We start from the raw sequence: 10,997 nt of genomic DNA, 5'->3' as shown, positions 1-10,997 counted from the left end.
GTGGCACTATCGGGAAACCAGATAGCAACAGAGAATACGAAGCCTTATCTAAACTTATAGAGGAACCAGTCTACTCACAGTAAAACCCTGTGTACGGGGTTTGAAGTCCTCACGACCGAAAACGTAAGCTAAGCTAGAATTCAGTGCGAATTAAAAACAATATGGATTTTTATGTAGGTCTCATCCAAGTGCCATCGATTGGAGTAGCGTTTTTTGTACCAATCTATCCGCTTTTTAAGCTCCGGGGCATAGTGCTGGACCCAACGATAAACCGTTGTATGATCAATCGCCAACCCACGCTCAGCCATCATTTCTTCTAAATCCCTATAGCTAATGCCATATTTGCAATACCAACGTACACATTGCAAAATTAGATCTCCATTAAAGTGTCGCCATTTGAAATCAATCGGATTTTTAGACATTTGCTGCTCTATAGAAAATCGGTATTATAACCTAATCCTATTTTTTGCAACGCAGCCCCTTTTCGTTCCGATGATTGTCGCACCCGATGTTGTATCTGAGACATCATTTTTAGCTCTAGCTAAGAAATCATTGTATTTTAGAATTATTTAAGCTTTTGTTATTATTAAGTTTTTCCTCTAAGTGGGTTGGCGGTTCCATTACTCCCTTTGCCCCAGGCTGGAAAAGAGTTATAAAGAGGCTTTGGGAAATTTCGTACCTTCCTGAAAGGAACCCCTTTTACTATAAATGACTAAAACGAGACTCTATATGAATCCAAGAGCAGATAAAGGTAGTACTTCCGCTGGATCATCTAACGATATAGCCAGCGTATTTGATGATTCTTCAAATGAGCAATCTCAACCCCTTTTACCTAAAAAAACAAGCAGTCTCTTTGCTCGATTAATGGAGCGAAATGAAGAAAACGTTGAACAGTGTAAAATTGAAAATATAGCTCAGGATACAACTGAAGCATCTCAATTGAAGCTTGATAAACTTCCTGGTGAGATAATAGCACATATTCTCGGTTTTCTCTCATTAAAAGATGTGTCGAGCGCAGCTGCCACTTGTACCCGTTTTCAAGAGAATGCTCTTTCCCTAACAAATAAACTACCTATTCCTAACAATCTACAAATTGGAACAGAAGCGAACGAAAAAGGTAAGGAAACAACCGCCACTTACGCACAAATTATTGAAGCGCTACGTCCTACCATAGAACATTATCATAATGTTCAACAAAATTTAGCTGAATTAAAAGAAAAAGATAAAAAATCTCATACTGGTTGGCGAAATGTCAAAGTTGAGGACATGTTACCAATCGATCTATTTGATGATTATGATTCGCAGGCTTCGGAAAAAATATGCAATCATCGCACACTTTGTTGGACCACCTCAGGACTAATGAGTGCTATAACGAGCGCGTCGGTTGCGACAGGCACGTATCTTGGAGGAGTACAAGCTGGCACAATACTAACAGCAACTCTAGGTTCGGGAATATGCGGCTTTTTGCTTCCAAGCATTGGGTTTTTTGCCTGCACTGTCACCAAAGCAACGACAGATTGTATGAGAGCAGAAAAAATTAATCGTCTTGAAGACGAAATTAAAACTTTTGATAAGAAAAATAAATCCCCCTCTGTCGTTAAAATGGAGAGATAATATGATTATCGAGCTCCGTCCTCGGTCTTGGGCAAGAGGTACCAAAGGTTGATGCTTAAATAATATGGAGCTCATGGGGATATAGAGGTTGGCCTGGTGTAATGATGTTATTGGAGATTTTCCGATATAATTTTTTAGATTTTTGCTTCAGGGCGCAAGTTCAGGAGCGCTAGACCAGTAAGGGGAAATACCTATATTGACAGAAAGGGGAAATAACTATAGAAGTAATTTTTTGACAATTTTTGGTGCTTTTTATGAAAATTCTTAGCATTTCCGTTTGGCATAAAGAAACTGCAAGATGATATGACTATTATAGTAGCAACGCAGCAAATACAAGTAGGTCTTTTTTTCAATCAACGACCAGTATAAAACTGGCAGGTATTTTAGACAGTTGCAAAAGTATTTTATTCGGTGAAGGAGAGGTTATTGACGAGGGAGTTGAGTCAACTTCGTCCTTCTCCTATTCTTTTAAAACAAGATCGACCAAAGAGCAGAAACTAATTGTGGTGGCCAATACTAATAGGCTGATTTCTGAAGAGAAAATGGATGGATTCTGGGATATTATTTTTAATCAAGGGAAGGATCCACAGAGTATTATTGATAACAATAAAAAATACAAAAAGGTATTAGTGAAATATTTAGAAAAACAATTAGCAAGAAACGACTTACCTAAAGAATCTAGTAAGTTTACGTTTCTTAATAATATGTTGGATAAACTCAACGACGTTAATATCGATTATTCGACAGGAGAATTAAAAACACAAATCGCCGAGGCGAAAATGGTGACCTCTAAGCATAGAGAAACAGGATTAGTTGGCTTTTTTAAATTAAATTGGATTCGCAATACTCGCAGCTATAATGACTTAACAGAGCTCTTTGATGATAATAACCAGATGAGAAACAAGTAAGAGCAGGACGATGGGTTTGTAACTCAAAAAAATCAATGGGGTCAGACTCGAATGGCACTTACTTAAGCTTTTTAGAGTGTCCAAATTGTCTAATTTTCTTCTGAGCTAATGGTCTTATTTTCATTAATAGGGTTCTGCCGAAGAACCTCCAAAAAATGGGATTTCAGTTTATGGCCTACTGGAAGAAGAGGAGTTCATTTCATTAGGGGTTTGAAGTCCTCACGACCGAAAACGTACGCTAAGCAGTATCTATATGATTTATAATAAATATTGAAAATAAAAAATCATCATGAGTGCGTTATTTTAATAATTTTTATAACAGAAAAAATCCATATGGTTTTTAATTCGCACTGAATTCTAGCTTAGCGTATGTTTTCGGTCGTGAGGACTTCAAACCCCTTCATGGTTAGGAACTCCTGAATAAAATTACTCAAGTATAATTCAGTGTTTGGTTTTTGCAACGGAGCCTTGAAGAGTGCAGGCTCGGAACAGCCGATAGATTAATCCGTTTTCTTACCATAATGAGCGTCATTGCATGGAGAATTTTTTTTATCACATTAGTCGCTAGAGAAAGTCCCAATCTTCCATGTACTTTCTTACTGGCTAACGAGGAATGGAACGTCTTGTATACCAAAATACATCATACAAAACACTATCCTGAAACACCACCGACAATACGAGAAACCGTGAAATGGATAGCTCAGTTAGGAGGTTTTTTAGCCCGAAAAAACGATGGAGAACCTGGCCCTATAACATTGTGGAGAGGATGGAAAAGATTAATTGATCTTGCAGAAGGTTGGAATCTTGCTCTTTCTTAATTATGGGTAATAGTAAGGTTCTTAGGGGACGGATCACAGCAATGGGGTCTCGTTACCTACCTAATCGATGGTAAACAGTTCGGGATGGGAAAAGTCGTTTAGCTAAACTTGACCTGACAGACACTTCTACAAATTGGAAACTGTCAGATCAAGTCTGCTACTACAAATTACATAACCAAACACTTGTCTTCTTTTGAGGCTATTGATACCTCTTTATGAGAGGAAACTTGTCCTGAAATAAAGTCAAGGTTATCAACATTCATTGTTACATATTCCAAAGCACATTCCTTAGGCTCCAGCCTATAAGTTTTATAGACCAGTGGTACTATATTTTCTTTAATAATTGCACTATATACAGATTCTTTTAGATGAACTTGGAATACAGCAGGCATATGCTCTATTGTTGAGTGATTTATTGTACTTGTATCTCTAGCGTATTGCTGGGCTTCTTGTTTAGTACGAAATATTTTCACTTCTCCACTTTTTGGTATAGCATTTTTTATTTCCTTATCCCTAATGTTTTGTCGCTCTTTTCGGTAAGGAAATGATTTATCAAACGGGCTTGAAGGTTGAGTAAGCTCTACTTGGTTACCAACTGCATAGTAAGTAGAAGTAGTAGGTAATTTTTTAAATGTTTGTTGGCAAGTAGATTGAGTTGATAATAACCTTAAACTTTCATGTCTAAAAAATTGCGAAACCAGCTTGGTTGCGTGTAAATCTGTCGGTTTAAGTTTAGATAAAATTTGCGCTTGTACTTCTAAAGGTAATTCATTAAAAGTCATAATATTTCCTCATATGTATTAAGTTGGTTATATTTTGCACAATTATCCTTAAGGTAATATGAAGGAGTATTACCCCGGCATTGAATTACAAGGTAAACGCATCTAAATTTTAATCTAATTTGCTCAATCTGATAAATAAGTTATATTTGCTGCTTTTTGAAGAAGGATGCAGCATGGAAGGTATATTTGTCGAAATATTTTCTCAAATTTGGGTTTTAGTCGAGAGTTTTTCTAAGAGGAGGGTAGAAGAATTAAATTACAATAAGTCTGATTATCTAGTAATCAGACTTATTAAGGAAAATTGTAGGCTATTGCTCATTGATAGCTTAAATCCTGGAAAATATAACAGTTTGATTTTAACCCATTGCCTGTATGGACCCCGCCGGTTTTGCAAGAGGTATTTTTAAAATTTTTAGCAATGTAGGTTGAGATGCAGTCATGTATTCGGTCTCTTAATAGTGATATACGTTCACTCAGACCCTGATAGTATCTGCGCTTTTTCTCCTGATCAGTTTGACGGTCATATCTGGGCTCCGTTGCAAAAAAGAATCAACTTAAAAAATCTTAACTGTTGGATAGATCTCAGCTGCATAGGCCAAATTGTTCATTAATAAAACACACTTCAGTCCGTGTTCCATACATCCAAATATTGAACTGTCCTTTTTTAAACATTCGCATGATTTCAAATCCCTTAATAGTAGCGTAAGCAGTCTTCATAGACTGAAATCCTCTGGCTGGATTAATGAGACGTTTAAGCTTACCATGATCAGCTTCCAGGCGATTATTGCGATATTTTATTTGCAAATGATCAACATGTTCAGCAAGCGTGCCTTCGTGTTTTAACTCTTTAATGGCTTGGCCATAAGCCGGATTTTTATCGGTATTGATCACGCTGATATCACACGTTGGATTGCCTTTTATCAGTTTCTTAAGAAATCGTTTGGCAGCAATAGTATTGCGTCGATGTGATAGATAAAAATCAATCGTATTACCCCGTTCATCAACTGCACGATAAAGGTATTTCCATTCTCCTTTTATCTTGATGTACGTTTCATCCAAATGCCAACGTCTAGAATAACGTTTTCTATGCCATTCAAGTCTTTTTTTAAGCTCAGGTGCATAATGCTGAACCAACGGTACAGGGTTGTATGGTCTATTTCTAGACCACGCTCCGCCATCATGTCTTCCAAATCCCTGTAACTAATTCCGTATTTACAATACCAGCGTACACATTGCAGGATTACTTCTCCATGAAAATGACGCCATTTAAATGCTACAGGTTTTGTTGAGCGCATTTGGTTTTCCGGTTAATAGTTTACCTTGAAGTATAAACTAGCCTTCGTTTTTGCAACGGAGAGCCTTATTATCTAACATGAGAGTTTTCCTTTTGTTTTGATTTAAAGTTCGCACTTCTATCAAAACCGGAAACTCTCACTTTTTCAAGTGGTCTGTCAGATTAAGTCGAAACTAATTCATATCAGGGGCTCAGGAGGCTAAACCACTCATGCTATTGCATGGTGGTGGCGGAAATTCTACGATGTTTATTGATAATGTTGCTACTCTCTCTAAGCACTTTCGAATCTATGCAATAGATATTATTGGTGAGGCAGGTAAAAGTGCTGGCACCAGACCAACAAAGATTACGGAATATTCTTCTTGGTTAAAAGAATATTTTGATGCACTAGGTATTAGCAAAGCTGCGCTATGTAGTGCGTCTCTTGGGGGTACGCTTGCTCATCAATTTGCATTAACATTTCCTCAATACGTTGATTCGCTTATATTGCTTGCACCACCCTCGCTTTTAAAGATGCGAATCTCCTTTATATTACGCTTCCTTCTTGCCAATGTGTTACCCACAACATTTTTTGCAAGAGAATTTTTAAAATATATGTCATCACGAGGTTCCGAATTTCTAGAACAATCAGTACAAGCTTTTGTAATTCAAGTGCAAGCGTACAAACTAAATACAACTAAAATACCTATTATTTCAGATTATGATTTAGCACATCTTCCATCTCGTACATTATTACTTCTTGGCGAAGACGAAGTGCTCTATGACGCAGAAAAAGTTGCTTCTCGCGTCTGCTCAGTTGCTCCATTTGTTACAATCGTTATCATTTCAAAAGCAAAACATATGGTTTCTGTAGATCAATCTGAATTGGTAAATGAAAAAATTATTCAATTTTCAAGTTAAAAGGTGAATTGTACGGGCGATCTTACAAAAGCAGATTTAGATCAAATTTAATTGTTTTTTACGGAATAAAATTGCTCATAAATTCAGAACGCCCACTTTTGGGGGTTCTTCCACAGGACCCCCATAAGCGAGAATGGTGCGCGCATAAATTTCTGGTGTAGGTCAGTGAGCTCATCCATGATTTGATGATTTCGCTATATTGCCCAAGCGTATCGCTAATTTCTTTTCTAATAGTTCGGTCTTTAATATTGGCATAGAGCTTGGATACCGTACCAAAAGAAAATTTTAACTGCTGAATCTCTCGATGCGCGCACTATGGTTGATTGTTAGATTGGGCGTTATGCGCCCGAACTTAAAAAAACCGGCATATTAATTAGAATTTCTAATCACAAAAATAAAAAATATTAATTTCACTTATATAAGTTTATCTAATATATTTCCTGTATATCAAAAACAATTCTAATGAGGAACTCTATGAATACAACACTACTTTTTATATGGGGAGCTATTTTATTCTGTCCAACACTTAATCTGCTAGTGAACTGCCTTCGCGGAAGTAAAAGTTCAGAGTCAGCGGCTTATTTGGGAAGTTGTATTATTGGGCTAGGTTTTCTAATCGCTTTATTTTCAGTAGGTTATCTAAGCTACTTCCAAACACCAACCACTTATTTATGGATTAGTTTAAATAGCCTAAACCTGTTATTAACTACTTTAATTTTATTAGTAAGTTTTATCGCGCATCGATTTTCCCTAAGGTACATGAACGGCGATAAACTTTACTCGCGTTACTTTTGTACCTTGGCAGCGATTACACTAAGCGCAGTGGTAATGGTTCTGACTGATAACTTGATCCTTTTTTGGTGTGCCTGGTCGCTTAGTAATCTTTTCTTAATCTTGTTAATGATTCACAAGAAGGAATGGATTGCAGCAAGAAATTCAGGTTGGCTCACGCTAAAAACTTTATTTGTCGGCAGCATCAGTTTGTTAGCCGCCTTTATTTTAATTACCTTAAGCAATGACAGCGCTTCGATCCAAGCTTTAAGTGGAAAAAACTTGGCAAATTCTAGTGTTTTTGCAGCGGCGGCATTGCTTATCACGCTTACTGCATTAACTCAGTCCGCCATTTGGCCCTTTCATCGCTGGCTTATTAGCTCCTTGAATTCACCTACGCCAGTTTCAGCCTTAATGCACGCAGGTCTAGTCAATGGCGGCGGTATTCTCATTGTAAAGTTTGCCCCACTATTCGCAGCCTTTAATGGGTTGTTATCCCTCATATTTGCCCTTGGCCTTATCTCAGCTTTTCTAGGTACATTTTGGAAGCTTATGCAACATGATATCAAGCGAATGTTGGCTTGTTCAACTTTAGCGCAAATGGGATTTATGATGATGCAATGTGGTTTAGGTCTTTTTGCAGCGGCTGTCGCTCATTTGTGTTGGCATGGATTATTTAAAGCTTATCTCTTTTTAAACTCTGGCTCTGTCGTAGCGCAAAAATCTCACCAAATTAAAACTAATGCTTATAAACCTAGCCTTTTCCTAGTGGCCAACCTGGGTGGTTTTTTAGGGATGCTTGGCTTTGCTTTTATGACTAATAAGCCAATCTTATCTTTGCAAGCAACTTCCTTTTTGCTGGTATTTGCGTTCATTGCAGGAACTCAACTCATGCTGACCTTAATAAACAATGGCTTGTCTATGCAAAATATAACGCTTGGATTAGTCATGTCGTCTTTGGCCGGTTTGATTTATGGTGGAAGCATTCATCTGATTGAATTATTACTTCCTAATTTGTCCCAGTTTTATCTACAGAAGCTATCAATACTACACCTCGTTGCTTTGGTTCTACTTCTATTACCTTGGTTCGTTTTTAACCTCGGGTTAATGAAAAGAGTAAAGGAGTCGAATGTTGGGTGTTGGTTCTACATGAGCTTATTCAATCAAAGTCAACCTTCGCCTAAAACTGTAACCACATTAAGGTCTGACTATAAATACTAATTACTTTAAGGAGTAGAAAATGACTACAGAAAAAATAATATCAAACAAAGAAAAAACAATTGAATTTTCAATGAAAGCAGCTATTCCTGTTAAGACAGAAAACAGAAGGCTTAGGGTAAGCGCCTTAATCAATAATGCTGCTAAAAGAATTGCACCTGTGTGGCCCCTGGAAACTTTTATAGCATGTAACCCCTTGCAAGGCTTTGAAGAAAAACACTTTGAAGAGGCTTTAACAACAGGTGGTTTTAGGCAAAAAAAAGCCCCGCACAACAGTTCCTTAGAAAAGGTTAATTTACAAATGATTAAATGGTGTGGTAGCTTTTTTGATCTCGGACAAAGTGCTATCGAAATGCCCCATCGGGACAAAGGGTTTTATTTTGGATTTTCAAAATTAGCTTATTTTGATAAAAAACTACATCACAATAAAAAAGATTACATACAATGGCTATCCAATTTACCGAAAAACGCTGAAGAAGCTATCATTCTCTGCTTAGAAAAACTTGGAGTTTCTAAAGAAAAAGAAGAAGAATTTATTACCCAAACTTTTCTTTATTTACCAGGCTGGGCTGGCTTGGTGAAATGGAAAACCGCTTGGGATAATTCCACAGCAAAAGACAAACAGCCTATTACACTGACAGATTTTCTTGCCGTACGTCTGGTCATTACTTGCTTGCTTTGGCCAGAAGCTGCGAAAGAAAGCCAAAGAACAGAAGATAGTTCTTCGGTTCAAAAAGTTCTTAATGAATTGAAAAATAATGAAAAGAACTATCAACAAACATTGATAAGAACTGTTTTGCCTGCAGCGAATGCATTAGAAACGAAGAGTGAAAGGGCCAATGCACAGCTAGTTTTTTGTATTGATGTTCGTTCTGAGCCCATTCGTAGGGCTATAGAAAAGCTGGGAAATTACGAAACACTGGGCTTTGCAGGTTTTTTTGGTTTACCTATCCGTGTTAAAGAATTTGCAACTGGCAAGCTAAAAGACTGTTGCCCTGTATTATTAAAACCACGTTTTTACATTGATGAAAAGCCAAGCGTTAAAAACGCTCGCTCTATTAAACATCTCCAGCAAGAAAAAGTCATCAAGACTAGCTTTAGAACGATGTACCAAGAATTAAAATATAATTTTGTAACCCCTTTTGCATTAGTCGAAACATTGGGGGCCTGGTGTGGTGTAAAAATGCTATTTAAGTCGCTTGCTCCAACTTTTGCTAACCAATCAAGCGCATCTTTAAAACGTTTCATGAATCCTGAAGTTCAAACAGAACCTTTGTTTGAGCTAAATGAGGACAACTGGGAGCAGGGCATTTCTTTAAGCGAGCAGATCGATTATGCAGAAACGGTGTTGCGATTGATGGGGCTCACTTCAGGCTTTGCAAAACTTATTATTTTTTGCGGTCATGGAAGTTCGACAGAAAACAATCCTTATGCATCGGCATTGGATTGCGGTGCCTGTGGTGGAAATCATGGCGGTACCAATGCCAAACTTTTAGCTGCAATGTTAAATAAGCCAGAAGTTCGAAGAGCATTAGAAGAAAAAGGCATACATATACCGCTGGACACGCTATTTTATGCTGCACTTCATAATACAACGACCGACTCCATTGATATCTATAATTTGAAGAAGCCTAAAGTAATCTATCCACATCTCCTTACCCAATTGCGAGCTGATTTAGAGAAAGCAAAAGTTTGCACAAATCTAGAACGAGGCAAAAAATTAAATTCAATCCATGCAGAAAAAGACATCCAGCGGAGAAGTCAGGATTGGTCTGAAACACGGCCTGAATGGGGGCTTGCACGCAACGCCGCTTTTATTGTTGCGCCACGTTCTTTAACAAAAAATATTGATCTTGATGGGCGATGCTTTTTACATTCTTATGACTGGACACAAGACCCTGAAGGGAGCCTTCTTGAAACAATTTTAACTGCACCGATGGTGGTTGCCCAATGGATTAATAGTCAATATTTGTTTTCAACCCTTGATAATGTAGCTTACGGAAGTGGAAGCAAAATTACTCATAATATCACCGGTAAATTGGGTGTTATGCAGGGAAATGGCAGTGATTTAATGCACGGGCTTCCTTTGCAATCAGTAATGAGCAGCGATACATGTTCTTATCATCAACCGCAACGTTTAGTGACTTTGATTCTGGCACCTAAGAAGCTTGTGTCAAACATTATCGAACGACAAACAATTTTGAAAAAATTATTCTTCAATGAATGGGTTCATCTGATTCTAATAGACGCCAATGATGGACTGGCCTACAAATTGAATCAAAGGGGTCATTGGATTTTAGCAAACTAAAATAGGAAAAAATATGAGCACCATTAAAGTTCAAGAGCGAAAGGATACTGGTATTAACCTACATCCTATGAAAAAAATAGAAATTATTGTTTCTGGTGAGCATGAACATCTCATCACTTCGATGATGGAGGAAGCCAAGGTCACAGGTTTTACTTTATTGCGAAATATATCGGGTAAAGGTCATCATGGATTTCATGAAGGAAAAATATTATTTAACGACAGGGCGTCTCTTTTAATGTTTCTTGCAGTGGCACCAGAGGAAGTGATTGCAACCCTTGCTTTAGGAATGAAAACCCTATTTCAAAATAATTCAGGCGTTATGTTTGTCTCGGATGTTGACGTAGCGCGAATGGATTATTTTAACTCAATTGAAGAGGATTAATC

The 10,997-nt window shown here is 37.5% G+C and carries 8 protein-coding genes and 3 pseudogenes; 7 read left to right on the top strand and 4 right to left on the bottom strand.

What is annotated here, in order from left to right:
* Positions 1-164 precede the first annotated feature (164 nt).
* Positions 165-422 (bottom strand): annotated as a pseudogene (locus tag Lnau_RS03170) (IS6 family transposase); the annotation flags it as partial.
* Positions 423-729: 307 nt separating this feature from the next.
* Between Lnau_RS03170 and Lnau_RS03165 the strand changes: the two are divergent.
* From Lnau_RS03165 to Lnau_RS03155, 3 genes and pseudogenes are all read left to right on the top strand, one after another.
* Entirely contained in the window at positions 730-1,614 is an 885-nt protein-coding gene (locus tag Lnau_RS03165) for an F-box protein (RefSeq protein WP_162263172.1), read from the top strand.
* A gap of 542 nt (positions 1,615-2,156) precedes the next feature.
* The gene (locus Lnau_RS03160; protein WP_476630068.1) at positions 2,157-2,522 is read left to right on the top strand and encodes a hypothetical protein; all 366 of its coding nucleotides are present in this window, start codon (positions 2,157-2,159) and stop codon (positions 2,520-2,522) included.
* Between the two features lie 467 nt (positions 2,523-2,989).
* Positions 2,990-3,340 (top strand): annotated as a pseudogene (locus Lnau_RS03155) (IS4 family transposase); the annotation flags it as partial.
* A 167-nt stretch (positions 3,341-3,507) separates the two neighbouring features.
* Here the strand turns inward: Lnau_RS03155 and Lnau_RS03150 are convergent.
* Positions 3,508-4,122, bottom strand: a complete 615-nt coding sequence (locus tag Lnau_RS03150) for an F-box protein (protein WP_058503704.1) — start codon at positions 4,120-4,122, stop codon at positions 3,508-3,510.
* 582 nt (positions 4,123-4,704) lie between these two features.
* Positions 4,705-5,417 (bottom strand): annotated as a pseudogene (locus Lnau_RS03145) (IS6 family transposase).
* A gap of 209 nt (positions 5,418-5,626) precedes the next feature.
* Between Lnau_RS03145 and Lnau_RS03140 the strand changes: the two are divergent.
* Positions 5,627-6,316 (top strand): alpha/beta fold hydrolase, encoded by a 690-nt coding sequence (locus tag Lnau_RS03140; RefSeq protein ID WP_058503703.1) that lies wholly within the window; start codon positions 5,627-5,629, stop codon positions 6,314-6,316.
* Between the two features lie 58 nt (positions 6,317-6,374).
* Here the strand turns inward: Lnau_RS03140 and Lnau_RS16730 are convergent, their stop codons facing one another.
* Positions 6,375-6,614: an Abi family protein gene (locus Lnau_RS16730; protein ID WP_274520250.1), complete on the bottom strand. Its 240-nt coding sequence runs from the start codon at positions 6,612-6,614 to the stop codon at positions 6,375-6,377.
* Between the two features lie 176 nt (positions 6,615-6,790).
* On the opposite strand from Lnau_RS16730, the gene Lnau_RS03135 reads away from it, so the two are divergent.
* The 3 genes from Lnau_RS03135 to Lnau_RS03125 are packed head-to-tail and all read left to right on the top strand — an operon-like array spanning position 6,791 to position 10,995.
* Positions 6,791-8,308: a proton-conducting transporter transmembrane domain-containing protein gene (locus tag Lnau_RS03135; protein ID WP_058503702.1), complete on the top strand. Its 1,518-nt coding sequence runs from the start codon at positions 6,791-6,793 to the stop codon at positions 8,306-8,308.
* Positions 8,309-8,327: 19 nt separating this feature from the next.
* Positions 8,328-10,613: a DUF2309 domain-containing protein gene (locus tag Lnau_RS03130; RefSeq protein WP_058503701.1), complete on the top strand. Its 2,286-nt coding sequence runs from the start codon at positions 8,328-8,330 to the stop codon at positions 10,611-10,613.
* Between the two features lie 13 nt (positions 10,614-10,626).
* Complete coding sequence (locus Lnau_RS03125; RefSeq protein ID WP_058503700.1) at positions 10,627-10,995, top strand: P-II family nitrogen regulator; 369 nt, start codon at positions 10,627-10,629, stop codon at positions 10,993-10,995.
* The last annotated feature ends 2 nt before the right edge of the window (positions 10,996-10,997 follow it).

The organism is Legionella nautarum (genome assembly GCF_001467895.1).
Classification (GTDB): domain Bacteria; phylum Pseudomonadota; class Gammaproteobacteria; order Legionellales; family Legionellaceae; genus Tatlockia; species Tatlockia nautarum.
Note: the sequence above shows the minus strand (reverse complement) of the source record. Positions and strands in the feature narration are given on the sequence as shown.

What these genes read in the sequence shown, in the direction of transcription:
- Lnau_RS03165 (WP_162263172.1), top strand. Translation starts at nt 730, where the DNA reads ATGAATCCAAGAGCAGATAAAGGTAGTACTTCCGCTGGATCATCTAAC.
- Lnau_RS03160 (WP_476630068.1), top strand. Translation starts at nt 2,157, where the DNA reads ATGGATGGATTCTGGGATATTATTTTTAATCAAGGGAAGGATCCACAG.
- Lnau_RS03150 (WP_058503704.1), bottom strand. Translation starts at nt 4,122, where the DNA reads ATGACTTTTAATGAATTACCTTTAGAAGTACAAGCGCAAATTTTATCT.
- Lnau_RS03140 (WP_058503703.1), top strand. Translation starts at nt 5,627, where the DNA reads ATGCTATTGCATGGTGGTGGCGGAAATTCTACGATGTTTATTGATAAT.
- Lnau_RS03135 (WP_058503702.1), top strand. Translation starts at nt 6,791, where the DNA reads ATGAATACAACACTACTTTTTATATGGGGAGCTATTTTATTCTGTCCA.
- Lnau_RS03130 (WP_058503701.1), top strand. Translation starts at nt 8,328, where the DNA reads ATGACTACAGAAAAAATAATATCAAACAAAGAAAAAACAATTGAATTT.
- Lnau_RS03125 (WP_058503700.1), top strand. Translation starts at nt 10,627, where the DNA reads ATGAGCACCATTAAAGTTCAAGAGCGAAAGGATACTGGTATTAACCTA.